Source organism: Stenotrophomonas sp. S49 (genome assembly GCF_016624905.1).
Taxonomy (GTDB): Bacteria; Pseudomonadota; Gammaproteobacteria; order Xanthomonadales; family Xanthomonadaceae; genus Stenotrophomonas.
In genome coordinates this window covers 21387-46691 of record NZ_JACVUD010000019.1, presented here as the reverse complement: position 1 = coordinate 46691, position 25305 = coordinate 21387, and the positions used below count along the sequence as shown (strand labels likewise).

The following is a 25305-nucleotide window of genomic DNA, read 5'->3' as shown; positions in this document are numbered from 1 at the left end:
CGCCGCCTGCCGTCCACGCCCACTACCGGGGCGCCCAGCCATGAGCGGCAGCCGCCTGCGCCAGGCCCTGTTCCCGCTGCTGCGCGCGGTGTTCCGTGCGTTGCCGATGTCGCAGGCGCAGCGCGACCGCCTGCGCACCCGTCTGCTGGCCCGACATGGCGACTGGGTGCCCCCGCCGCCGAAGGGGCAGCAGGACACCGGTGGCCCACGGGCCAGCGCGCAGCTGCGCTGGCGCGCTGACGAGCCCGCAATCGGTCACCGCCCGCAGCAGGCGGCCGCGTTGCCGGAGCCGATGCCCGCCACGCTGGTCGCGTTCTACCTGCCGCAGTTCCACACCTTTGCCGAGAACGACGCGTGGTGGGGCAAGGGCTTCACCGAATGGCGCAACGTGACCCGCGCGCTGCCGCAGTTCGAAGGCCACATCCAGCCGCGACTGCCGGCCGACCTGGGGTTCTATGACCTGCGCAATCCGCAGGTGATGCGCGACCAGGCGCAGCTTGCCGCCGAGCACGGCATCGGCGCGTTCTGCTTCTATTACTACTGGTTCAGCGGCCGCACGCTGATGGAAGATCCGCTGCGGCAGTGGCTCGACGATGACAGCATCACGCTGCCGTTCTGCCTGTGCTGGGCCAATGAAAACTGGGCACGGCGCTGGGACGGCCGCGACGACGACATCCTGATCGGCCAGCAGCACAGCGCCGATGATGACCTGGCATTCATCGCCCACGTGGCGCCGTACCTGCGCGACCGCCGTGCATTGAAGGTCGATGGCCGGCCGATGCTGCTGGTCTACCGCCCGAACCTGCTGCCCGATGCGCGCGCCACCGCCGAGCGCTGGCGCCGCTGGTGCCGCGACAACGCCGTGGGCGAGATCCACTTGGCCTATGTGCAGGGCTTCGAACGCCCGGACCCGCGCCAGATCGGCTTCGATGCGGCGGTCGAGTTCCCGCCCAACATGAGCAACCCGCGCTCGCTGTCGGCGCAGCAGTGGCTGCTCAACCCCGACTTCAATGGCGATGTGCGCGACTGGCGCGAGCTGGCCAGCGAGATCGCCGCCCGCCCCCTGCCCGATTACCCGCTCTATCCCGGGGTCAACCCAGGCTGGGACAACGAAGCCCGGCGTTCCGGGCGCGGGCGCGTGTATCTGCATGCGTCGCCGCGCGGCTACCGCGACTGGCTGCGCAGCACCGTGCATGAGCGTCTGGCGCAGGCCCCGCAGAACCAGCGCATGGTGTTCATCAATGCCTGGAACGAGTGGGCCGAGGGCGCCGTGCTGGAACCGGACGCACGGCTGGGCCATGCCTGGCTGCAGGCCACCCGTGAGGCGTTGTCGCCGGCAGTGCCGAGGCAACCACAGCCGGCGCTGCACCTGCACGCGTGGTATTTGGAAACCCTGCTGGAAGTGCTGTCGGCAGTGAAGGAAACGGCACTGCACTGGCGACTGGTGGTAACCACACCGGCAACGCAGGTCGACGCGGTTCGCGTTGCGCTGGTACAGCACGGACTGCAGGGTGACATCGTTGCCGTGGAAAACCACGGCCGCGACATCCTGCCGTTCCTGCAGGTTGCCGAAGGCCTGCTGCAGGATGGGCACGAGGTGGTGCTGAAGCTGCACACCAAGCGCTCCACCCATCGCGCCGATGGTGACCAATGGCGCCAGGAACTGCTGCAGCGGCTGGTGCAGGGTGGCCGCGCCGCACGCATCCTGGCAGCGTTCCAGGCAGACCCGAGCCTGGGCATGGTGGTTGCCGAAGGTCATCTGCTGGCCGTTGCCGATTTCATGGGCGGCAATGGCCCCACGGTGCAGCGGCTGCGCACGCGCCTGGGCCTGTCGCTGGACCCCGCTGCCAGCGTGTTCGGCGCCGGCAGCATGGGTTGGTGGCGGCTGCAGGCGTTGCGCCCGCTGCTGGACGCGCATCTGTACCGCAGCGACTTCGATCCTGAGCAGGGCCAGATCGATGGCACCCTGGCCCACGCCATCGAGCGCGTGCTGGGCGCCTGCTGCGAACACACCGGTCTGCGCGCAGCCACCGCAGCAGCCTGCCTGGGCGAGCCGGAAGCCAGCAGCACCGACTACGCCTACGCCCGCCGCAGTTGAGCAGCGGGGGCCATCGGCCCCCGTGCTTTCAATCAGGCGCGTGCGAACGCGACGCCGGTCTTTTCCTTCAGTTCGTCATCGCCCACGCCCGGCGCGGCCTCCACCAGCACCAGACCGTTGTCGGTCACGTCGAACACGGCCAGGTCGGTGATGATGCGATCGACCACGCCCACGCCGGTCAGCGGCAGCGAGCATTCGGCCAGGATCTTGTGCTCGCCGTTCTTGGCGGTGTGTTCCATCAGCACCACCACGCGCTGCACACCGGCCACCAGGTCCATCGCACCGCCCATGCCCTTGACCATCTTGCCCGGCACCATCCAGTTGGCCAGGTCACCCTTGTCGGTCACCTGCATGGCGCCCAGGATGGCCAGGTTCACGTGGCCACCGCGGATCATCGCGAAGCTGTCGTGGCTGCCGAAGTAGCTGGCACCGGCGCGCGCGGTCACGGTCTGCTTGCCGGCGTTGATCAGGTCGGCGTCCACTTCACTGTCGGTCGGGAACGGGCCGATGCCGAGCAGGCCGTTTTCCGACTGCAGCCACACGTCCACGCCTTCGGGAATATGGTTGGCCACCAAGGTCGGCAGGCCGATACCCAGGTTCACGTAGGCGCCATCGGTCAATTCCCGGGCGGCGCGGGCCGCCATCTCGTCACGGGTCCACGCCATCTCAGTTGCCCTCCGCGCGGATCGTGCGCTGTTCAATGCGTTTTTCGGGATGCGGGTTGTGCACGATGCGGTGCACGTAGATGCCCGGCAGGTGCACCTGGTCCGGATCGATCGCGCCCACCGGCACCACCTCTTCCACTTCCACGATGCACACCTTGCCGGCCATCGCGCAGGCCGGGTTGAAGTTGCGCGCGGTCTTGCGGAACACCAGGTTGCCGGCCTCGTCGGCCTTCCACGCCTTCACCAGGGCCACGTCGGCACGCAGCGCGGTTTCCATCACGTAGTGCTTGCCGTCGAATTCACGGGTTTCCTTGCCCTCGGCCACCACGGTGCCGTAGCCGGTGGCGGTGAAGAACGCCGGGATGCCCGCACCGCCGGCGCGCAGGCGCTCGGCCAGGGTGCCCTGTGGATTGAACTCCAGTTCCAGCTCGCCGGCCAGGAACTGGCGTTCGAATTCCTTGTTCTCGCCCACGTAGGACGAGATCATCTTCTTGATCTGCCGCGTTTCCAGCAGCTGGCCCAGGCCGAAGCCGTCCACGCCCGCATTGTTGGAAATGACCGTCAGGCCCTTGGCGCCACTGTCGCGCAGCGCCGCGATCAGCGCTTCGGGAATGCCACACAGGCCGAAGCCACCCACGGCCAGGATCTGGCCATCGGCGACCACGCCCTGCAGCGCCTGTGCCGCCGAGGCGAAGCGCTTGCTGCGCTTGCTGCTGGAAGTCGATTGCTGCATTGCTGTACTGCCCTGCACGGTAAGAATGAGGGCATTCTAGCCGCAGGCCCGCCCGGGCCCTGGATGCGCCGCAGCATTATCGGGGCGTTGCAGGGGCTTTGGGTAGAATGCCGCACCCTCCACGCAGCGTGGCTCGCACCACGCCGCCGCCCCCGCAGGTAGCGATGGCCCTGACCTACACCGACGAAGACCTTCTGCGCTGGATCGACGAACGCACGCTGCAGAAGACCGCGCACTACCTGTCCAGCGTGCGCGACCTGCAGCTGCAGGGCGATCTGCTGACTGCCGAAGTCCAAGGCAGCGCGCGCCAGCCCTACCACGTGGAAATCGACCTGGCCGCCAGCACGCGCACCGCGCGCAGCCGCCTGCACAGCCACTGCACCTGCCCGGTGGGGCAGAACTGCAAGCACGTGGCCACGGTGCTGGTCATCCAGCTGCTGGAACCCGAGCTGGCGCAGGACCCGACACCCCTGAGCGCGCAGGACCTGGCCATGCCGCCGCGTGCCGAACTGCTGGACGAACTGTCGCGCTGGCAGGCCGCGCGCAGCACGCCGGCGCGCGTACAGCCGCGTGGCATCGCGTTCGACTTGGCCACCATCCAGAACCGGCCGGCAATCCTGCCGCACCGCACCCACCAGGCCGCCGGCGGACCGCTCACCTTCGAAAAGCTGCTGGACGTCACCCCCGACCTGCTGCTGGAACCGCCCGGCTACCTCAGCCAGGACGACGTGGCCGTGCTGGCGCAGCTGTGGGCGTTGCGCCAGGGCCGCATGAAGGGCCGCCAGTTCGATTTCAACGCGACCCTGCAGCTGATCGTGGCCAGTGGCCATGGCTGGATCCATGGCGACGGCCCGGGCCAGCGCGTGCCCGCACGCAGCGGTGCACCACGCCGTGGCACCCTGGGCTGGCGCGCCCTGCCGCAGCAGGGCACGACCCTGCCCACGCCGTGGCTGGAGGTGGAAGGCGGTGCGCAGGGCATGGTGCTGGGGCAATCGGCCTGCTACCTGGATCCGGCCACGGGCGAGGTCGGACCGCTGCTGCTGGACGTGGCCGTGGCCGACGCCGACGAATTCCTGGAGCTGCCGCCGCTGCTGCCCAATGAAGAACCCATCGTGGCCCAGCTGCTGATGCAGATCGACCCGGCGCTGCCGCGGCCCGGCGGCGACGCCGCGCTCGCCACGCTGCAGGTGCAGGCCATGACCCCGGTGCTGCGCCTGCATACCGTCGAATTCCGGCCGGCCTGGCTGGGCTACCGCGCGCCGTCGCAGTGGGCCGACGTGGCCACCGTGGCGTTCGAGTACGACGAACACGTGCGCTTCCTGGATGACCCCACCCTGTTCGCGCACGATGCCGAGGGCCGCCTGGCCCTGCTGCCGCGCGACCTGGCCGAAGAAGCCCGGCGCGAAACCGAACTGCGCAGCGCGCAGCTGTACCGCGATCAGAACCCGCGCGCAGTGCTGGATGGCGCCGGCCCGCAGTTCGACCTGCGCACCCACGACTGGACCCATTTCCTGCTGGACGAAGTGCCGCGCCTGGAGGCACTGGGCTGGAAGATCGAGCCGGCCGACGATTTCCGCCACCGCATCACCCGGGTGGACGATATCCAGCTGGACATCCAGGCCGACCCGAAGGACGAAGGCTGGTTCACGCTGGCGCTGGACATCCAGGTCGACGACCGCAGCGTGGCGCTGGCGCCGCTGCTGCAGCAGGTGCTGCAGACCGATCCGCGCTGGCTGCGTGGGCAGATCGACAGCATTGGCGACGACGAGAACATCCTGCTGTCGGCCGGCGACAACACGCGCATCGCACTGCGCGCCGGCCGGTTGAAACCGGTCATCGCCCTGCTGGCCGACCTGTTCACCCAGCGCGGCGGCGCCCTGCGCCTGTCCGCGCGCGACCGTGGCCGCCTGCGTGCATTGCAGGACGATGCCCGCCTGCAGTTCAAGAGCCGCAAGGACACCCGGGCGCTGGTGCAGCGGCTGATGCAGGCGCCCGCGCTGGGCGATGTGGAACCGCCCGCCGGCCTGACCGCCACCCTGCGCCCGTACCAGCGCGACGGCCTGGCCTGGCTGCAGTACCTGCGCCAGCAGGACCTGGGCGGCGTGCTGGCCGACGACATGGGCCTGGGCAAGACCCTGCAGACGCTGGCGCACATCCTGCTGGAAAAAGAGGCCGGGCGCCTGCAGCAACCGGCCCTGGTGGTGGTGCCCACCTCGCTGCTGCACAACTGGCAGAGCGAAGCCGCGCGCTTCACCCCCGACCTGCGCGTGCTGGTCCTGCACGGCAATGACCGCACCGATGACTTCGCGCGCATCGGCGAACACGATCTGGTGCTGACCACCTACCCGCTGCTGTGGCGCGATGAAGTCGCGCTGCAGGCCCACGATTACCACCTGCTGATCCTGGACGAGGCGCAGCAGGTGAAGAACCCGAAGTCGCGCGCCGCGGTCACCCTGCGCACGCTGCATGCACGGCACCGGCTGTGCCTGACCGGCACGCCGCTGGAAAACCATCTGGGCGAACTGTGGACCCAGTTCGATTTCCTGCTGCCCGGCCTGCTGGGCAGCGAAAAGCTGTTCAACCAGCACTGGCGACACCCGATCGAGCGCGGCACCGATCAGCAGCGCGCGCACCTGCTGGCGCAGCGTCTGCGCCCGTTCATGCTGCGCCGGCGCAAGGACCAGGTGGCCACCGAACTGCCGGCCAAGACGCTGATCACCCGCAGCGTGGCGCTGGAAGGCGCGCAGCGCGATCTGTACGAAACCGTGCGCGCATCAATGGAAGCCAAGGTGCGCGAAGCGGTAGTCAGCCAGGGGCTGGGCCGCAGCCACATCGTGGTGCTCGATGCGCTGCTGAAACTGCGCCAGGTCTGCTGCGACCCGCGCCTGCTGCCCGGTGAAGCGCCGGCCCGGCAGGCGCCATCGGCGAAACTGGAACTGCTGCGCGACATGCTGCCGGAGATGGTGGAAGAAGGCCGCCGCATCCTGCTGTTCTCGCAATTCACCAGCATGTTGGCGCTGATCGGCCAGGCCCTGGACGAGCTGGGCCTGGGCTATGTGCAGCTGACCGGCGACACCCAGGACCGGGCCACCCCGGTGCAGCGTTTCATGCAGGGCGAGGTGCCGATCTTCCTGATCAGCCTGAAGGCCGGCGGCGTGGGCCTGAACCTGACCGCGGCCGACACGGTCATCCATTTCGACCCCTGGTGGAATCCCGCAGCGGAAAACCAGGCCACCGACCGTGCGCACCGCATCGGCCAGCAGCAACCGGTGTTCGTGTACCGGCTGATTGCCGCCGGCAGCATCGAAGAACGCATCGCCGAGCTGCAGCAGCGCAAGGCCGCACTGGCCGACACCCTGCTGGAAGGCGCCGACTCGGCCGCACCGCGCTTCAACGACGAGGATCTGGAGGCGCTGCTGGCGCCGTTGCCGGGGGTGACACCGAAGGCGCGGCGGCGGCGGAAGGCCAGCACCACCTGAGCCATGCGCCGGTCAGCTGTCATTGGGGCAATGGAAACGATTCCCACACAGGGCTGGGATTACACTAGCCAGCTGATATCACCAAGGACTCGCTCGATGCCCCTGCCCGCCTTCAAGGCCTATGACATCCGCGGCCGCGTGCCGGAAGAACTGAACGAAGACCTGGCCCGCCGTATCGGCGTGGCCCTGGCCGCGCAGCTCGGCCCCGGTCCGGTCGTGCTGGGCCACGACGTGCGCCTGACCAGCCCGGCCCTGCAGGATGCGCTGGCCGCGGGCCTGCGCGGCGTGGGCCGCGAAGTGATCGACATCGGCCTGTGCGGCACCGAGGAAGTCTATTTCCAGACCGACCACCTGGGTGCGGCCGGCGGCGTGATGGTGACCGCCAGCCACAACCCGATGGACTACAACGGGATGAAGCTGGTGAAGGAAAACGCGCGGCCGATCAGTTCCGACACCGGCCTGTTCGCCATTTCCGATGCCGTGGCCGCCGATACCGGCAGCGAGCAGCCGCCGAGTGCCGCGCAGACCGCGCAGCACGACAAGCGCGCCTACATCCAGCACCTGCTGAGCTACGTGGATGCCGGCAAGCTGAAGCCGCTGAAGCTGGTGGTCAACGCCGGCAACGGTGGCGCCGGCGCCATCGTCGACCTGCTGGCACCGCACCTGCCGTTCGAGTTCATCCGCATCTGCCATGAGCCCGATGGCAATTTCCCCAACGGTATTCCCAACCCGCTGCTGCCGGAAAACCGCGCGGCAACGGCCGAGGCGGTGCGCGAACACGGCGCCGATTTCGGCATTGCCTGGGACGGTGACTTCGACCGCTGCTTCTTCTTCGACCACAGCGGCCGCTTCATCGAGGGCTACTACCTGGTCGGCCTGCTGGCCAAGGCGATCCTGGCGCGCAACCCGGGCGGCAAGATCGTGCACGACCCACGCCTGGTCTGGAACACCACCGACATGGTGGAACAGGCCGGCGGCGTGCCGGTGCTGTGCAAGAGTGGCCATGCCTTCATCAAGGAAAAGATGCGCGCCGAAGATGCCGTGTATGGCGGCGAGATGAGCGCGCACCATTATTTCCGCGAATTCGCCTATGCCGACTCGGGCATGATTCCGTGGCTGCTGATCGCGCAGCTGGTCTCTGAAAGTGGGCGTTCGCTGGCCGACTGGGTGGAAGACCGCATGGCGGCCTACCCGTGCAGCGGCGAAATCAACTTCAAGGTGGCCGATGCCAAGGCCGCCGTGGCCCGGGTGATGGCGCACTTCGCGGACCAGGCACCGGCGCTGGACCACACCGATGGCATCAGCGCCGATTTCGGCCAGTGGCGCTTCAACCTGCGCAGCTCCAATACCGAGCCGCTGCTGCGCCTGAACGTGGAAGCCCGTGGCGACGCAGCGCTGATGCAGGCGCGCACCGACGAAATTGCAGCCTTGCTGAAGGCCTGAGCGGAATCCTGCCAATGAGCATCGTCCAACCCGTCATCCTGTCCGGTGGTTCCGGCACGCGCCTGTGGCCGTTGTCGCGCGAAGCCTACCCGAAGCAGTTCCTGCCCCTGGCCGGCGACAGCACCATGCTGCAGGCCACCTGGCAGCGCGTGGCGCCGATCGCCAGCCGCGGCCCGCTGGTGATCGCCAACGAGGAACATCGCTTCGTGGCGGCCGAACAGCTGCAGCAGGTCGGTGCCGAACCGGCCGCGATCATCCTGGAACCGATGGGCCGCAACACCGCCCCGGCCATTGCCGTGGCCGCTCTGGAGGCCACCCGTGACGGCGCCGATGCGCTGCTGCTGGTGCTGCCGTCGGACCACGTGATCACCAACGAAGCCGCGTTCCGCAGCGCCGTGCAGGCCGCCGCTGGTGCGGCCGAGGCTGGCAAGCTGGTTACCTTCGGCATCGTGCCGACCGGCCCGGAAACCGGCTACGGCTACATCAAGGCCGCCGACGGCCAGGGCGTGCGTGCGGTCGAGCGCTTCGTCGAGAAGCCCGACCTGGAAACCGCCAGCGGCTACGTGGCCAGCGGCCAGTACTACTGGAACAGCGGCATGTTCCTGTTCAAGGCCTCGCGCTATCTGCAGGAACTGGAGCGCTTCCAGCCGCAGATGCTGGCCGGCAGCCGCAGCGCCTGGCAGCAGGCGCGCCGCGATGCCGACTTCACCCGCCTGGACAAGGATGCCTTCGCCGCCGTGCCGTCGGATTCGATCGACTACGCGGTAATGGAAAAGACTGCCGATGCCGTGGTCGTGCCGCTGGATGCCGGCTGGAACGATGTCGGTTCCTGGACGGCGCTGCGCGATGTGTCGCAGCAGGATGGTGACGGCAACGCCCACCAGGGCGATGTGATCGCCATCGACTGCCGCAACACCTACGCCTACGGCCAGCGCCTGGTGGCCATGGTCGGCCTGGATGATGTGATCGTGGTCGAGACCGACGACGCGGTGCTGGTCGGCAAGGCCGACCGCATGCAGGAGGTCAAGACCGTGGTGGCGCAGCTGAAGGCCGATGGCCGCAGCGAAGCCACCTGGCACCGCAAGGTCTACCGCCCGTGGGGCGCCTACGATTCCATCGACAACGGCGAGCGGTTCCAGGTCAAGCGCATCACCGTCAAGCCCGGTGGCACGCTCAGCCTGCAGATGCACCACCACCGTGCCGAGCACTGGATCGTGGTCAGCGGCACCGCCGAAGTGACCCGTGGCGATGAAGTGATCCTGCTCAGCGAGAACCAGAGCACCTACATTCCGCTGGGCGTGACCCACCGCCTGCGCAATCCGGGCAAGCTGCCGCTGGAACTGATCGAAGTGCAGTCGGGCAGCTACCTGGGCGAAGACGATATCGTGCGCTTCGAGGACACCTACGGGCGCAGCTGAGTTGGACCGCCGGGGTCGGATCCCGTTGCTGCGCAACGGGCTCTGACCCCTTCTCTGACCAGTAGATCCACGCCATGCGTGGATCCACGAGCGGAGCGGCGCCGCATAGTCGAGCAAGCTCGACTCTACGAGGTGGCAATCTCCGCCATCACCCGCTTCAAGCCGTCCTGCCATGCCGGCAGTTCGATGCCGAAGTCCTGCTGCAGCTTGCGGTTGTCCAGCACCGACCAGGCCGGACGCTTGGCCGGGGTCGGGTACTCGGAACTGGCAATGGCTTCCACCGCCGGCACTTTCGCCAGCACGCCACTCGCCAGTGCCTGCGCGAAGATCGCCTCGGCAAAGCCATGCCAGCTGGTCTGGCCACTGGCAGTCAGGTGCCAGGTGCCCGACAGCTGGTCCGGATGCTGCAGCGCCTGCGCGGTCACATCGGCAATCAGCGCGGCCGGGGTCGGCGTGCCGATCTGGTCGGCCACCACCCGCAGCTGGTCACGCTCGGCGCCCACGCGCAGCATGGTGCGCAGGAAGTTCGCGCCATGCGAGGCATACACCCACGCAGTGCGGAAGATCAGATGGCGCCCACCTGCGGCACGCACGGCATCCTCGCCGTCGCGCTTGCTGGTGCCGTACACGCCCAGCGGTGCGGTCGGCTCGTCTTCCCGATACGGCGCGCTGCCCTGGCCATCGAACACGTAGTCAGTGGAGTAATGCACGAACGGCACGCCGTGGGCCGCGCACCAGCGCGCGATCACGCCCGGCGCCTGCGCGTTGGCCGCGAAGGCGGCCTCCGCGTCCTGTTCGGCACGATCCACCGCCGTGTAGGCAGCGGCATTCACCACCACCGACGGCTGCAGGCGGTCCAGCAGCGCCGGCAGACTGTCAGGCTGGCCGAAGTCGGCCACTTCACAGGCACGGCCATCGGGCAACTGGCCACTGCGCGTGGTCGCCACCCCCGGCCCCAGCGGGGCCAGTGCGCGCAGCAGTTCCTGTCCGACCTGCCCGTTGCCGCCAAACACCAGCACGGTCATGCGATGTAGACCGGCAGGCGGTCCTCGGCGATGTCCTTCAGGAAGGGCGCGGCCTCATCCTTGGCCGACAGCGTCGGCGCACTGATCGGCCAGTCCACGGCGATATCGGCATCGTTCCAGCGCACGCCGGCATCGAAGTCCTTCAGGTAGACCTCGGTGCACAGGTAGCTGAAGACCGCACGTTCGGACAGCACCGCAAACCCATGCGCGAAGCCTTCCGGAATCCAGAACTGCTTCTTGTTCTCCGCGCTCAGCACCACCGCTTCCCACTGGCCGAAGGTCGGCGAGCCGCGACGGATATCGACGGCCACGTCATAAACCTCGCCTTCCAGCACGCTGACCAGCTTGCCCTGCGGGCGCGGCCACTGGTAATGCAGGCCGCGCAGCACGCCCTTGGCCGAGGTGGACACGTTGCTCTGCACGAAGCGGTCCGGCAGGCCCAGTGCAGCGAAGCGCTCGGCATTCCAGGTTTCGAAGAAATAGCCGCGGGCATCGCCGAACACGGCCGGTTCGATCACCACGCAGCCGGGCAACTTGGTTTCAATCACTTTCACGGAACGACTCCACGCAATGCGAGCTTGTGCAGGTACTGGCCGTAGCCATTCTTGATTAGCGGTGCAGCCAGTGCTTCCAGCTGCTCGGCGCTGATCCAGCCCTTGCCGAAGGCGATTTCCTCCGGGCAGCAGACCTGCAGGCCCTGGCGGGTCTGGATGGTCTCGATGAAGTTGGACGCTTCCAGCAGCGACTGGTGGGTGCCGGTATCGAGCCAGGCATAACCGCGGCCCAGCGCTTCCAGGTGCAGGTGGCCCTCGCGCAGGTAGCGCTGGTTCAGATCGGTGATCTCCAGCTCGCCCCGCGGCGAAGGCTTCAGCTCGGCGGCGTAGTCGCTGGCGTTGCCGTCGTAGAAGTACAGACCGGTCACCGCGTAGTTGGAACGCGGGTTCTCCGGCTTTTCCACCAGGTCGATGACCTTGCCGTTCTTGTCGAATTCGGCCACGCCGTAGCGTTCCGGGTCATTCACCCAGTAACCGAACACGGTGGCGCCCTGGTCACGCTGGTCGGCGTTGCGCAGCACTTCGCGCAGGCCGTGGCCGTGGAAGATGTTGTCGCCCAGCACCAGGCAGCTCGGTTTGCCGCCCACGAAGTCCTTGCCGATCAGGTAGGCCTGGGCCAAGCCATCGGGGCTGGGCTGCACGGCGTACTGGATATCCATGCCCCACTGCGAACCATCGCCCAGGAGCTGCTGGAACAGGGCCTGTTCGTGCGGGGTGTTGATGATCAGCACTTCACGGATGCCCGCCAGCATGAGCACACTCAGCGGGTAGTAGATCATCGGCTTGTCGTACACCGGCAGCAGCTGCTTGCTGACGCCCTTGGTGATCGGATACAGCCGCGTGCCGGAACCGCCGGCCAGAATGATGCCTTTGCGTTGGGTCATGTCGTCTCCCGGGTTCAGGCCGAAGTGCCGATGCGCTGCAGGCGGTAACTGCCATCCAGCACGCCGTTCACCCATTCCTGGTTGTCCAGGTACCAGTCAACGGTGAAGGCGATGCCCTGTTCGAAGGTGTACGCCGGCTCCCAGCCCAGATCGTTCTTCAGCTTGGACGCATCGATCGCGTAGCGGCGGTCATGGCCGGGGCGGTCGGTCACGTAGGTGATCTGGCTGCTGCGCGGCTGGCCATCGTCGCGCGGGCGGCGTGCATCGAGCAGCGCGCAGATCGCATGCACCACTTCAATGTTCTGCTTTTCCGAATTGCCGCCCACGTTGTAGGTCTCGCCCACCTGGCCCTTGGCCAGCACGGTACGGATCGCTTCGCAGTGGTCGGTCACGAACAGCCAGTCGCGCACCTGCTTGCCGTCGCCGTACACCGGCAGCGGCTCGCCGGCCAGCGCCTTGGCGATCACCAGCGGAATGAGCTTTTCCGGGAAATGGTACGGGCCGTAGTTGTTCGAGCAGTTGGTGGTCAGCACCGGCAGCCCGTAGGTGTGGTGGAACGCGCGCACCAGATGGTCCGACGCTGCCTTGGACGCCGAGTACGGCGAATTGGGCGCATACGGGGTGGTTTCGCTGAACTTGCCGGTCTCGCCCAGGGTGCCGTACACCTCGTCGGTGGACACGTGCAGGAAGCGGAAGGCCGCGCCCTGCTCGGCCGGCAGGCCCTTCCAGTGGTCACGCACCGCTTCCAGCAGGCCCAAGGTACCCACCACGTTGGTCTGGATGAAGGCGCCCGGGCCGTCGATGGAACGGTCCACATGGCTTTCGGCAGCGAAATTCAGCACGGCATCGGGCTGGTGTTCGGCCAGCAGGCGCGCCACCAGGGCGCGGTCGCCGATGTCGCCCTGCACGAACACGTGGTTCGGGTTGCCGTCCAGGCTGGACAGGGTCTTCAGGTTGCCGGCATAGGTAAGCGCATCCAGGTTCACGACCTTGATGCCGCGGGCAACGGCTTCGAGAACGAAGTTACCGCCAATGAAGCCGGCGCCGCCGGTGACAAGCCAAGTGGGCACTACCTGTTCTCCTGTTAGTGAATTCATCCTGGGAGCACCCGCAGGTGCTCCGACGCAGCGCCACAGCATACAGGGCGGCGTTCTTCACGACTGCCTGCACGAGGTGAACGGCGCAGGCAGATTCAGGGTTTTTTGACGCAGCGCAACAAAACCATACGCATTCGCATGGTCACGCAAGGCCAGTTAGAATCCAGATCCCACCCCCGAACCGGTTGCTGTGCGAGGACCGGACGTTTCCCGTTACTGTGAGCCGGCCAACGGCCGGCACTACAAGGATCGAGTACCAGATGAAAATCCTCGTCGCGTACAAGCGCGTGGTGGACTACAACGTCCGCATTCAGGTCAAGCCGGACGGTTCCGGCGTGGTCACCGACGGCGTCAAGCTGTCCCCCAACCCCTTCGATGAAATCGCACTGGAAGAAGCGCTGCGCCTGCGCGACAAGGGCATCGCGACGGAAGTGGTGGTCGCCACCATCGCCCCGGCCGACGCCCAGGCGCACCTGCGCAACGGCCTGGCCATGGGCGCCAACCGCGCCATCCACGTGGTGACCGACCAGGCCATCCAGCCGCTGACCGCCTCGCGCACCCTGCTCAAGCTGATCGAGAAGGAACAGCCGGACCTGGTGATCCTGGGCAAGCAGGCCATCGACGACGATGCCAACCAGACCGGGCAGATGCTGGCCACGCTGTGGGGCCGCCCGCAGGCGACCTTCGCCAGCAAGCTGGACATTGCCGACGGCAAGGCCACGGTCACCCGCGAAGTCGACGCCGGCCTGGAAACGCTGGAAGTGGACCTGCCGGCGGTGGTCACCACCGATCTGCGCCTGAACGAGCCGCGCTTCATCAAGCTGCCGGACATCATGAAGGCCAAGGCCAAGCCGCTGGATACCCTGCAGCTGGCCGATCTGGGCGTTGAAGCCGCCGACACCTTCAAGACCACCCAGTACGCCGCGCCGTCCAAGCGCAGCAAGGGTGTGATGGTCAAGGACGCGGCCGAACTGGTTGCCGCACTCAAGCAGAAGGGGCTGCTGTAATGAGCAAGATTCTCGTCATCGCCGAGCACCACGACGGCAAGCTCAACGCCGCCACCGCCAAGACCGTCAGCGCCGCCGCCGCCATCAGCGGTGCCAGCATCGACGTGCTGGTGCTGGCCGCCGACCCGGCCGCCGTTGCTGCTGAAGCCGCGAAGATCGCCGGCGTGGCCAAGGTCCTGACCGTGGCCAACGCCGCCAATGCGCAGGCCATTGCCCAGGTGCTGGCCCCGCAGATCGCGCAGCTGGCCAAGGGCTACAGCCACGTGTTCGGCCCGTCCACCACCTTCGGCAAGGACCTGATGCCCTGCGTGGCCGCCCTGCTGGGCGTCAACCAGGTGTCCGACCTGATGAGCGTGGAAGGCAGCCACACCTTCAAGCGCCCGATCTACGCCGGCAACGCCATCATCACCGTGGAAGCCCCGGCCGACCAGATCGTGGTCGCCACCGTGCGCGCCGCCTCCTGGCCGGAAGCGGCCCAGGGCGGCAATGCCACCGTTGAAGCAGCCAGCGTGGATGCGGCCCTGCCGACCCACACCCGCTTCGTCGGCCTGGCCGCCGGTGCCAGCGACCGCCCGGACCTGCAGGCCGCCAAGCGCGTGGTCTCCGGTGGCCGCGGCGTCGGTTCGGAAGAGAACTTCAAGGTCATCTTCCAGCTGGCCGACAAGCTCGGCGCCGCCGTCGGCGCCTCGCGTGCCGCGGTTGACGCCGGCTACGTGCCCAGCGATCTGCAGGTGGGCCAGACCGGCAAGATCATCGCGCCGGAACTGTACGTGGCCGTGGGCATCAGCGGTGCCATCCAGCACCTGACCGGCATCAAGGATGCCGGCACGATCGTGGCGATCAACAAGGATCCGGACTCCCCGATCTTTGAGATTGCCGACATCGGCCTGGTCGGGGATCTGTTTGCGATCCTGCCGGAGCTGGAAAAGGCGCTTTGACGTCTGTTGGCAGCCAGGGCGTCGCTGCGCGATGCCCTGGCACACCGACCGGATACCCCATGTCACATCGATTTCTACGCTTCCTGATTTCCGGTGGCTCTGCCGCTGCCGTCGAATATGCCGCGTTCTTCATCCTGCAGACCACGCTAGGCCCGGACTGGCTGCTGGCCAGCCAATCGCTCAGCTTCGCGTGTGGCTTTGTGGTCAGCTTTCTGCTGAATCGTCACTGGGTGTTCCGCAGCGAGGGGAGTGCCGGGCAGGAGCTGGTCAAGTACGCAGTAATTGCCGGCATCAATCTAGCCGCCGGCAATCTGGCGATGTTGCTGATGGTGGGACCTGCCGCAATGCATCCGCTCGTCGCCAAGTTTCTCGTCATGGGCATGATCGCTGGCTGGAATTATCTGATCTTCTCGCGATTGGTTTTCAGCAAGCGCACTGCGTAACGCTGCCACATGCGGGGGAGCGCAGCCTGTCGCAAGTGACAACAGCCCGCATGCGCGCCAACTGAAGAACAGTACGTTTCGGAACCATGAACCGACATCCAGCGATGTCGGTTTTTTTTATGCACGGATGAGAGCCAGTCGCATTTCAACGAGCACTTCGCCTGTTTCGGCCAATTTTCCAGCACTGCCACTGCGGAATGTTTCAGCACGTATCAAAACACCGCTTTTCAGCATGTTTCGTCGCGCAGTCATTGATGTGACAGCAAGGTGAAGAACGCTTATGATCCGGCCCCGCAAGGAGCGCCGATCATTCCAATCCGGCCCCGCGCGCCATTCCATTCCCTAGAGGCACGCAGGAAGAATTCCTTGGAGATTCTTCCATCAGGCTGATGAGTACAAGTATCTTGAACATGTCGCGGCGACTCCCGGCATGGGGCACCTGCGTTGCTGGATTGTTGACCGGCGTACTGCTGCTGCGGATGTACCGCTACTACACCCATGCCGATCTTCTGTATCTGGCCACCAGTTTCCTGCTGGAACTGGCACTGATCGATCTGGTTACCCACCTTGCACTCGGCGTCCGCAACCGCTGGTTACGGATCTTGGCTCTGGTGCTTCCTGCGGTGGCAGGCTTCGTCTACGTCGCCCAGCTCTATTCGGTCTGGCTGTCCGGCGGACTGATGCCACCCATTGCCTTCACCAACCAGGAAGTGGTGGGCCTGATCGCGTTCAACGGTGTTTACGCGATGCTGGGCGCCTATCTGCTTGCCTTCATCGCCTTCGCGACAGCCCATCGCGCCGACGAACCACGCTTCAGCCTACGTACCTCCGTGGTGTTCCTGGCAATGGCAACGACCGCCTATGCCGGTCTCGTTCATGACCAACCCCTGGCGCGAGGGATTGTCGTAGCGCGAGGCGAGGCCCCGGTGACGTCGTTCCTGCGCTCCTATGCCACCTTCCTTGGCATGAATGGCCGTGCACAGCTCACTGCCACGGAACTGCTGGACGCACGAGCCGAATTTTCGAGGAAAAAGATCTACCAGCAGGGATTCCCGGCCGAGATGACGGCCAGCCTTCCAGCGAAACCGAATGTCATTGTCATCTTTACCGAAGGCATGTCGGCGCGCTGGATGGATACATATGACAGCGCGCATGCGGGCGTCACCCCAAACCTGGACCGCCTGGCCGGCGGTTCGCTGGTTGTCACCAACTACTACAACCATACGGCCGCCACATTCCGCGGTCTGCGCGGGCAGCTGACCTCAGGCCACCAGGAGGTCGATGGCTACAACGAGGAAGGCACCGGCATCGGTCAGCGCGACGTCTCGGCGGACGTTACCGCAGTTTCCCGTGCCAGCATCGCGGATGTACTTCGCGCACAGGGCTACAACAGCATGTTCTTCCTGTCGCAGCAGGAGTACATCAACAAGATGATCGGGACCCTGGGCTTTGACCGCGTCCTGGGTCGCGACTATCTGTATGAAACCCACATCCGCAAAGGGGCACAGCAGGCACGACCGAAGTACCTGTCCGACACCCAGCTGTTTGACAGCATGCTATCGGAGCTGGAGGCGCAACCGGCCGACAAGCCGTTCTTCGCGGCCGCGTACAATTTCCAGACCCATGCATTCCTGGATGGGGAAAGCAAGTACGGCAAGGGCGACAACATCGTCCTCAATCGCTTCCATACATACGACCGGGACATTGGCCACTTCATTGAGCGCTTCATGGCCAGCCGGCTCCACGAGAACACCATGCTGGTGATCACCGCGGATCACTCCACCTTCCCGGGGCCGAACGCAGTCGCCGCAGACAGCCGGGTGCAAGGCTACTTCGTGGACACGATCCCATTCCTTATCTACTGGAAGGGCGTGGAGCATCGCACCATCGATGCAGGCGGCAAGAATTCACTTGACCTGGCCCCCTCGTTGCTGAGCCTGCTGAACGTGCAGGACGCGCACAACCTGTTCCTGGGCTGCACGCTGTTCGAACAGTGCGCACTGGACCGCGTCTCCAACATCGGGATCGAATACATCCTGACCGATGCCCAGGCCTCCTATTCGGAGTACTACGTTCCCGCAGAACAGAAGGGGCATTACGAACAGTCGCGGGACACCATCGAGCGCTACAAATCGATGGACCTGATCATCGATACCCGATGACCGGCATTCCGGAGCACCGTGCGGCGCTCCGGATCCAGCAATCAGTTGTTCGGTGCGAACATCGGCCGTTCCAGCTGCAGCATGGAGCGCCCTGCCATCATCGGCACCTTGCGGATTTCCTTGGGCGCGAAGGGTACCGCGCCAAAGAACTCCTCGATGCCGTACATGGTTTCCTGCTCCGGCGCACAGTGGAACACCATGCTCTTGCGGGTCATGCCCGGCGAACGGATGGGCGTTCCGCCATGCGGCAGTTCCGGGTGCCAGATGAAGCAGTCACCCTTCTTGATCAGGGCGATGTGCGGCGGAATAGCACGACGGTTCACTTCTTCTGCGACCCGTCCGATGTAGCGATTGAACGCATCGCCAAGCTCTGACGGCGCGGTGCCAGCCGCCTGGATCGGCTCGATCTCGATCTTGTGGCCGCCCGGGAAATACTGCAGCGGACCGGCATCGGCATGCACGTCTTCAAGCGCGAACCAGATTCCCGCGAACATTTTGTTCGGACGGGTATGGAAGAACGGGGTATCGCGATGGATCGCCTGCTCGCTGGACTGCTCGAAGAAGAGCGACGTCGCCACGAATGCGCGATCCGAGAAGAACACGTCCAGCGTGTCCATCACCAGGGGCTTGCTGATCGCAAGCTGGGCCGCCTCGCTGACAAGATGCATGTTGGTCAAGCGCGAATGCCTGCCGGTCTGCATGACAAACCTGTCAGCCTCCTCGCGGTGCTGGTCGACGTAATCATTGAATGCGTCGCAGATTCGGTCGCACTCCTCGGCCGTCAACACACCAGGCAGGTGCACGAACCCCTGCTCATGCAGATTGGCAGCCGCTGAGACTGCTGTGTGCGGCAGGGGCTTTTTATCCTTATCGCGCGAACCCCAGATGAAATCCAACAGACCCATTACTTTTTCCTTGAGTGACACAGCTTCCCTACCGGGAAGCCCGCTCGGGATTCCGGAGTTGCCGCCAAGCGCGCAGACCCCGTCCCCCCCCCCCTGCCCGGCAAGCGCCACGCTATCACTTGGCAACTTAGACCGCCGGCTGCGGGGTAGGTTATCACGGCAAGCGCTAAGACACCGAGACGCCGTGCTGATTACGGCGTGAAGACGTCAAAAGCGTCAAACAATGTCGTTAGAATGCTGACTCGCCCCCTAACCGACCTGCGCGGAGCCCCCCAACTTGCGCCTGCTCCCGCCCCACGACGGCTTTTCGCCGCCCAGACCGCCCCGATGGCGTGGCGTATTCCTGCTGTCCCTGGTGACTGCGGGATATTTGGCCGTACTGGGGTATGTGGACCGGGATACACAAGCACTGGAACGGCTGACCGCTCTGGGTGGACCGTTGCTGGCCTGTGCAGCCCTAGTGCTGGTCAGCTTTGCACTGCGCTACCAACGATGGCACGGCGCGCTGCGGCGGCAGGGGCACTCTGTCGCTCGATGGCGGGGACTACGCGCCTACCTGGCAGGTTTTGCGTTCACCGCCTCCCCTGGAAAAGCTGGCGAACTGCTACGCATCCGCTACTTCGCGGATATGGGCGTACCGCCGCGGGCAGTGCTTGGCACCTTCATCCATGAGCGAAGCCAGGACCTGTTGATTCTCACAGTGCTGGGCCTGAGCGCGGCCACGCTGGTGCCGGCACTGGGCGCGGTGCTTGCGGTTGTTCTGGCCCTGTTGATGCTGGTAATTGTTACCAGCTGCAGCCGCTGGCTGCAGACACGTCTTATGGGGCTGACCCGAGTGATCCCCGGCGCACCACTCAAACGCCTTCTCACCTTCCTGGTCGAAGGCCTGATCACCGCTGGTCCGTTGTGGAAGCCAAATGCTGCACTGCCAGGCCTGGCATGGGGAACGCTCGCCTGGCTCGTGACGGCCGTGGCATTCGCCATGCTCTGCGCTGCCGTTGGCCTCGATCTGGATTGGCACCAAGCCTTGGGAATCTATCCCATCGCCATGCTGGCGGGCGCGGTGTCATTCATCCCCGGCGGCGTTGGCACAACCGAGGCCGCCATCGTCCTGATGCTGACCCGCACGGGCGCGTCGCTGGAGGCTGCGCTGGCGGTCGCCGTCGGCATTCGATTGACCAGCCTGTGGCTGGCCGTGGTCGTGGGCATGCTGGCCATGACCAACCTCGAACTGCAGTCGACCCGCTCGCAACTTTCATCCTCCCGCCCCTCTTGACCCGCCATGCACCTACTGCACACCGGAGCGCAGAATTTTGCCTATTGAACACCGTGCCCTGTGCGTCGACCTGGATGGCACCCTGCTGCGCTCGGACATCCTGTACGAATCGCTGCTGGCCCTGCTGGCCCACAACCCCCTGTACATCTTCCTGGTGCCGTTCTGGCTGCTGCGTGGCAAGGCTCATGTGAAGCGCCAGCTGGCCTCGCGCGTGCAGCTACCCGCCGAAACGCTGCCCTACGACGAGCGGGTGCTGGAGATCCTGCGCACCACCACGCAACGGCCGCGCGTGCTGTGCACGGCGTCTGACCGACTGCTGGTGCAGCCGATTGCCGACCATCTGGGGCTGTTCGAAGAAGTGATGGCCAGCGATGGCCACACCAACCTGTCGGGCAACAACAAGGGCGCCGCGCTGGCCGAGCGTTTCGGTGAACGTGGCTTCGACTACATGGGCAACGGCCGCGTCGACCTGAAGGTCTGGGCGCGCGCCGGTGGCGCCATCGTGGTGAACAACGGCAGCAGCCTGGCCCGCGATGCCGCCCGCCAGACCGAATTCCTGGCCCACCTGCCCGCCCACAACGGCGGCCTGCTGACCTGGATCAAGGCCCTGCGCGTGTACCAGTGGCTGAAGAACCTGCTGGTGCTGGTGCCCTTGCTGACCGCCCACCGCTTCCTGGATCCAGTTGCCATTGCCGACGCAGCGGTGGCCTTCCTGGCCTTCGGCCTGTGTGCTTCCGGCGTCTACCTGCTGAACGATCTGCTGGACCTCACCCCGGACCGCATGCACCCGCGCAAGCGCAAGCGGCCCTTCGCCGCCGGCACGCTGCCATTGCTGCACGGCCTGCTGGTGGCACCGCTGATCACCCTGGCCGGCTTCGCATTGGCACTGTGGTGCAGCCCGGCCTTCGCCGGCGTGCTGCTGTGCTACTACGTGATGACCCTGGGCTATTCGCTGAAGCTCAAGCGCATCGTCATGATCGACGTGGTGTTGCTGGCGGCCTTGTATACGGTGCGCATCATCGGCGGCACGGTGGCGATCAATTCGGAACTGTCGTTCTGGCTGCTGGCGTTCTCGATGTTCGTGTTCCTCAGCCTGGCCATGCTCAAGCGCTACACCGAACTGGCTTCGGCGCTGGCCAACGGCAAGGAAATGGCCATCGGCCGCGGCTACTCGGTGGCCGACCTGCCGCTGGTGCAGTCGCTGGGTGCCGCCGCCGGCTATATCGGCGTGCTGGTGTTCGCGCTCTACATCAACAGCCCCGAGAGCATGGAGCTGTACAGGAACCCCAAGCTGCTGTGGCTGCTGTGCCCGATCCTGCTGTACTGGATCAGCCGCATGTGGATCGTCTCCCACCGCGGCGACATGCATGATGACCCGATCGTGTTCGCGGCCATGGACCGCGGCAGCCAGATCGTCATCGCGCTGTGCGTACTGATCGTGCTGATCGCCATATGAGTGCAGCGCTCGGCCAGTCATGGGGTCGCTACCCGCGGGTCGAACAGCGGATCGTTCCGGTGCTCGACCGTGCGGCGCTGCTGCCGCTGCCGCCGGAAGGCGGCACGGTGCTGCCCCACGGCAATGGCCGCAGCTACGGCGACAGTTGCCTGAACCCGGGCGCCACGCTGCTGACCAGCCGCGCCCTGGACCGCTTCATCGACTTCGATCCGTCCACCGGCATCGTGCGCTGCGAGGCCGGGGTCACCCTGGCCGACATCCTGGATATCGCGTTGCCGCGTGGCTGGTTCCTGCCGGTCACCCCGGGTACGCGCTATGCCACGGTGGGCGGTGCGATCGGCAACGATGTGCATGGTAAGAACCATCATCGTGCCGGCACCTTCGGCCACCACGTGCGTTGCCTGGAATTGCTGCGCAGCGATGGGCTTCGCCAGCAGCTCAGCCCGGCCGACGACATTGGCCTGTTCGCCGCCACCGTGGGCGGTCTGGGCCTGACCGGCTTCATCACCTGGGCTGAACTGCAGCTGCGGCGCGTGCCCGGCCCGTGGATCGAAACCGAATCGATCCGCTTCGACAACCTGGACGAGTTCTTCGCGCTGTCGCGCGATTCGGCCAATGACTTCGAGTACACCGTTGCCTGGATCGACTGCCTGGCCAAGGGCAGCGCGCTGGGCCGCGGGCACTTCCTGCGCGGCGACCATGCACCGGGCGACGCGCAGGCGGCCACGCCCAGTTCGGCGCCCAAGCGCAGCATGCCGCTGGTGCCTCCGGTGTCGCTGGTCAACAGCCTTACCCTGCGCCCGTTCAATACGCTGTATTACTGGCGCCAGCCGGCGCGCCGCGCACGCCACGTCTCGCACTACCAGAGCTACTTCTATCCGCTGGACGGCATCAACCACTGGAACCGCATGTATGGCCCACGAGGCTTCCTGCAGCACCAGTGCGTACTACCGCCAGTCACTGCACGCGATGCCACTGCCGCGCTGCTGGGCGAAATCGCCCGCAGCGGGCGCGGTTCGTTCCTGGCGGTGCTGAAGGAGTTCGGTGACCGGCCCTCACCGGGCATGCTCTCCTTCCCGCGGCCGGGTACCACCCTGGCGCTGGATTTCCCCAACGACGGCGCCGACCTGTTGAAGATGCTCGACCGCCTGGACCGCATCGTCAGCGACGCCGGTGGTGCGGTGTATGCGGCCAAGGACGCACGCATGTCCGGCCCCCTGTTCCGCCAGGCCTACCCGGCCTGGGAAGCATTCTCCCGCTTCATCGACCCCCGATTCTCATCCGGCTTCTGGCGCCGGGTGATGGAGTAAGCATGCAGAAGATCCTGATCATCGGCGCAACCTCGGCCATCGCCGAATCGGTAGCCCGCCTGTACGCCGCACGCGGTGCCGCGCTCTATCTGGTCGGCCGCAGTGCCGCCAGGCTCGACGCCATTGCCGCCGACCTGCGCGTCCGCGGTGCGCCGCACGTGCACAGCGGCGTGCTGGACGTGAACGATGTGGCCGCCCATGGCGCCCTGCTGGACAACGCCTGGGGCGCGCTGGGCGGTGTGGACACCGTCCTGATCGCCCATGGCACCCTGCCCGACCAGGCCGCCTGCGATGCCTCCGTCGACCTGTCCCTGCAGGAATTCGCAACCAATGGCACCTCCACCATCGCCCTGTCCGCCGCGCTTGCGCAGCGCCTGAAGTCCGGTGCCAACCTGGCGGTCATTTCTTCGGTGGCCGGTGACCGTGGCCGCGCCAGCAACTACCTGTACGGCAGCGCCAAGGCCGCCGTTACCGCCTACCTGAGCGGCCTGGGCCAGCGCCTGCGCCCGGCCGGCATCAACGTGCTGGTGATTAAGCCCGGCTTCGTCGACACGCCGATGACCGCCGCGTTCAAGAAAGGCGCCCTGTGGGCTACCCCGGACAAGGTGGCGGCCGGCATCCTCAAGGCCATCGGCAAGCGCAAGGCCGTGGCCTACCTGCCGGGTTTCTGGTGGGCGATCATGATGATCATCAAGAACATTCCCGAAGCCGTGTTCCGTCGCATTTCCCTCTGACCCCGCACCACGAACCAGGACGACTCGTATGCCGGATATTGATCGCGATCTCGATGTGCTCTACCAGTACCGGTTTCCCAAGGAAGAACTCGCCAACAAGAACCGGATCTGGCAGGTGCTGTGTGGCGAGTACTTCAGCAGGTTCGTCGATGCCGGCGACACGGTCGTCGATATCGGCGCAGGCTACTGCGAGTTCATCAACAACATTCCGGCAGCCGGCAAGATCGCGGTCGACCTGAACCCCGATGTGCGGCGCTTCGCGGCCGACGGCGTGCGCATCATCAATGAGTCCTGCACGGCGGTGGCCTCGATACCCGATGCCAGCGTCGATGCGGTGTTCATGAGCAATTTCCTCGAACACCTGCCCAGCAAGGATCTGGTGCTGCAGACGCTGCGCGAGAGCGCGCGCATGCTGAAGCCGGGAGGCCGCGCCATCATCCTGCAGCCGAACATCCGGTTCCTGTATGACGAGTACTGGGACTACTTCGACCACCACACCGCCTTGAGCGACCGCAGCCTGGTCGAAGGCGTCCTGATGGCCGGACTCGAGCCCCGCGTGGTCATTCCCAAGTTCCTGCCCTACACCACCAAGAGCCGCCTGCCGCAGGCGCCATGGCTGGTGTCGCTGTATCTGAAGATTCCGCTGGCGTGGCACATCCTGGGCAAACAAGCGCTGGTCGTGGCTTACAAGCCGCGCTGACCCTATTCCATTAGCAGTCGAGCTGGTCCATGGCAAACAAGAACGACAAGATCGTCATTACCGGCGCAGCCGGCCTGGTGGGGCAGAACCTCATCGTGGAAATGAAACAGCAGGGCTACACCCGGCTGGTGGCGATCGACAAGCATGCGCACAACCTGAAGATCCTTCGCCAGCTGCACCCGGAGGTGGAGACGGTGCTGGCTGATCTGGCCGAACCCGGCGACTGGGCCGAACGGTTTGCAGGTGCGCGCCTGGTCGTGCAACTGCACGCGCAGATCACCGGCAAGACCACCGATCTGTTCGTACGCAACAACCTCATCGCCACTGGCCATGTGCTGAAGGCCACCCAGGATGCCGCCGTGCCGTACATGGTGCACATCAGCTCTTCGGTGGTGAACTCGGTGGCCAGGGATGACTACACCAACACCAAGCGCGAGCAGGAAGAAATGGTCGTGGCCAGCGGCCAGCGCCACTGCGTGTTGCGCCCTACCCTGATGTTCGGCTGGTTCGACCCCAAGCACCTGGGCTGGCTGTCGCGCTTCATGGCGCGCACCCCGGTGTTCCCGATTCCGGGTGACGGCAGGTTCATGCGCCAGCCGCTGTACGAACGCGACTTCTGCCGCTGCATCGCCAAGTGCATCGAGACCGAGCCCAATGGCGAGGTGTTCGACATCGTGGGCGATACCCGCGTGGACTACGTGGACATCATCCGCACCATCAAGCGGGTGAAGAAGCTGCACACGCTGATCGTGCATATCCCGATCGGCTTCTTCGCGTTCCTGCTGAAGGTCTACAGCCTGTTCAGCAGCAAGCCCCCCTTCACCGCGGACCAGTTGAAGGCGCTCAGCGCCGGCGACGACTTCAAGGGCGTCGACACCGAAACCGTATTCGGCGTGAAGCAGACGCCGTTCGAGGAAGCGATCCGCGAAAGCTACACCGACCCGCGCTACAGCCACATCGTGCTGCAGCGCTGAACCA

Annotated in this window: 21 protein-coding genes; 14 read left to right on the top strand and 7 right to left on the bottom strand. The window is 65.8% G+C overall.

Features of this window, described 5'->3' with window-relative positions; all coding sequences use genetic code 11:
• Window positions 1-40 precede the first annotated feature (40 nt).
• Complete coding sequence (locus tag IAE58_RS06505; RefSeq protein ID WP_199933104.1) at window positions 41-2098, top strand: glycoside hydrolase family 99-like domain-containing protein; 2058 nt, start codon at window positions 41-43, stop codon at window positions 2096-2098.
• A 32-nt stretch (window positions 2099-2130) separates the two neighbouring features.
• Here IAE58_RS06505 and IAE58_RS06500 read toward each other — a convergent pair whose 3' ends face one another.
• Window positions 2131-2763, bottom strand: a complete 633-nt coding sequence (locus IAE58_RS06500; protein WP_199933103.1) for a CoA transferase subunit B — start codon at window positions 2761-2763, stop codon at window positions 2131-2133.
• A gap of 1 nt (window position 2764) precedes the next feature.
• Window positions 2765-3496 carry a CoA transferase subunit A gene (locus IAE58_RS06495; RefSeq protein WP_108748443.1) on the bottom strand — a complete coding sequence of 244 codons (732 nt, stop codon included), beginning with the start codon at window positions 3494-3496 and terminating at the stop codon, window positions 2765-2767.
• A gap of 164 nt (window positions 3497-3660) precedes the next feature.
• Between IAE58_RS06495 and IAE58_RS06490 the strand changes: the two genes are divergently transcribed.
• From IAE58_RS06490 to IAE58_RS06480, 3 genes are all read left to right on the top strand, one after another.
• Entirely contained in the window at window positions 3661-6975 is a 3315-nt protein-coding gene (locus tag IAE58_RS06490; RefSeq protein ID WP_199933102.1) for a DEAD/DEAH box helicase, read from the top strand.
• 96 nt (window positions 6976-7071) lie between these two features.
• Entirely contained in the window at window positions 7072-8418 is a 1347-nt protein-coding gene (locus IAE58_RS06485; protein ID WP_199933101.1) for a phosphomannomutase, read from the top strand.
• A gap of 14 nt (window positions 8419-8432) precedes the next feature.
• The gene (locus IAE58_RS06480) at window positions 8433-9836 is read left to right on the top strand and encodes a mannose-1-phosphate guanylyltransferase/mannose-6-phosphate isomerase (RefSeq protein ID WP_199933100.1); all 1404 of its coding nucleotides are present in this window, start codon (window positions 8433-8435) and stop codon (window positions 9834-9836) included.
• 125 nt (window positions 9837-9961) lie between these two features.
• Here the strand turns inward: IAE58_RS06480 and rfbD are convergent, their stop codons facing one another.
• From rfbD to rfbB, 4 genes are read right to left on the bottom strand one after another with little or no spacing between them, the layout of a single operon-like run.
• A complete protein-coding gene (rfbD, locus tag IAE58_RS06475; RefSeq protein ID WP_199933099.1) occupies window positions 9962-10861 on the bottom strand; it encodes a dTDP-4-dehydrorhamnose reductase in 900 nt (299 codons plus the stop codon).
• Window positions 10858-11415, bottom strand: a complete 558-nt coding sequence (gene rfbC, locus IAE58_RS06470; protein WP_199933098.1) for a dTDP-4-dehydrorhamnose 3,5-epimerase — start codon at window positions 11413-11415, stop codon at window positions 10858-10860. Before rfbC ends, rfbD begins: the two co-directional genes overlap by 4 nt.
• A complete protein-coding gene (gene rfbA / locus IAE58_RS06465) occupies window positions 11412-12299 on the bottom strand; it encodes a glucose-1-phosphate thymidylyltransferase RfbA (RefSeq protein WP_108761175.1) in 888 nt (295 codons plus the stop codon). The genes rfbC and rfbA overlap by 4 nt, the downstream gene beginning before the upstream one ends.
• A 14-nt stretch (window positions 12300-12313) precedes the next feature.
• Window positions 12314-13369, bottom strand: coding sequence for a dTDP-glucose 4,6-dehydratase (gene rfbB / locus IAE58_RS06460; protein ID WP_199933097.1), 1056 nt, complete (start codon window positions 13367-13369; stop codon window positions 12314-12316).
• Between the two features lie 287 nt (window positions 13370-13656).
• Here rfbB and IAE58_RS06455 point away from each other — a divergent pair, with 287 nt between their 5' ends.
• From IAE58_RS06455 to IAE58_RS06440, 4 genes are all read left to right on the top strand, one after another.
• Entirely contained in the window at window positions 13657-14403 is a 747-nt protein-coding gene (locus IAE58_RS06455; protein WP_199933096.1) for an electron transfer flavoprotein subunit beta/FixA family protein, read from the top strand.
• On the top strand, window positions 14403-15341 hold the full coding sequence (locus IAE58_RS06450; protein ID WP_199933095.1) for an electron transfer flavoprotein subunit alpha/FixB family protein: 939 nt from the start codon (window positions 14403-14405) through the stop codon (window positions 15339-15341). The genes IAE58_RS06455 and IAE58_RS06450 overlap by 1 nt, the downstream gene beginning before the upstream one ends.
• Window positions 15342-15400: 59 nt before the next feature.
• Window positions 15401-15784 (top strand): GtrA family protein, encoded by a 384-nt coding sequence (locus tag IAE58_RS06445; protein ID WP_199933094.1) that lies wholly within the window; start codon window positions 15401-15403, stop codon window positions 15782-15784.
• Between the two features lie 410 nt (window positions 15785-16194).
• Window positions 16195-17946: an LTA synthase family protein gene (locus tag IAE58_RS06440; protein WP_233614785.1), complete on the top strand. Its 1752-nt coding sequence runs from the start codon at window positions 16195-16197 to the stop codon at window positions 17944-17946.
• 41 nt (window positions 17947-17987) lie between these two features.
• Here IAE58_RS06440 and IAE58_RS06435 read toward each other — a convergent pair whose 3' ends face one another.
• Window positions 17988-18851, bottom strand: a complete 864-nt coding sequence (locus tag IAE58_RS06435) for a phytanoyl-CoA dioxygenase family protein (RefSeq protein ID WP_233614783.1) — start codon at window positions 18849-18851, stop codon at window positions 17988-17990.
• Between the two features lie 277 nt (window positions 18852-19128).
• On the opposite strand from IAE58_RS06435, the gene IAE58_RS06430 reads away from it, so the two are divergent.
• Genes IAE58_RS06430 through IAE58_RS06405 form a run of 6 tightly spaced genes read left to right on the top strand, consistent with a single transcriptional unit; the run spans window position 19129 to window position 25301 of the window.
• Window positions 19129-20127, top strand: a complete 999-nt coding sequence (locus IAE58_RS06430) for a lysylphosphatidylglycerol synthase transmembrane domain-containing protein (RefSeq protein WP_233614781.1) — start codon at window positions 19129-19131, stop codon at window positions 20125-20127.
• A 58-nt stretch (window positions 20128-20185) separates the two neighbouring features.
• Window positions 20186-21583 carry a UbiA family prenyltransferase gene (locus IAE58_RS06425; RefSeq protein ID WP_199933113.1) on the top strand — a complete coding sequence of 466 codons (1398 nt, stop codon included), beginning with the start codon at window positions 20186-20188 and terminating at the stop codon, window positions 21581-21583.
• Complete coding sequence (locus IAE58_RS06420; protein ID WP_199933093.1) at window positions 21580-22893, top strand: FAD-binding oxidoreductase; 1314 nt, start codon at window positions 21580-21582, stop codon at window positions 22891-22893. The genes IAE58_RS06425 and IAE58_RS06420 overlap by 4 nt, the downstream gene beginning before the upstream one ends.
• A gap of 2 nt (window positions 22894-22895) precedes the next feature.
• Window positions 22896-23627 (top strand): SDR family oxidoreductase, encoded by a 732-nt coding sequence (locus tag IAE58_RS06415; RefSeq protein ID WP_199933092.1) that lies wholly within the window; start codon window positions 22896-22898, stop codon window positions 23625-23627.
• Between the two features lie 28 nt (window positions 23628-23655).
• The gene (locus IAE58_RS06410) at window positions 23656-24327 is read left to right on the top strand and encodes a class I SAM-dependent methyltransferase (protein ID WP_108761168.1); all 672 of its coding nucleotides are present in this window, start codon (window positions 23656-23658) and stop codon (window positions 24325-24327) included.
• Between the two features lie 29 nt (window positions 24328-24356).
• Window positions 24357-25301, top strand: coding sequence for an NAD-dependent epimerase/dehydratase family protein (locus IAE58_RS06405; protein ID WP_199933091.1), 945 nt, complete (start codon window positions 24357-24359; stop codon window positions 25299-25301).
• Window positions 25302-25305: the final 4 nt, after the last annotated feature.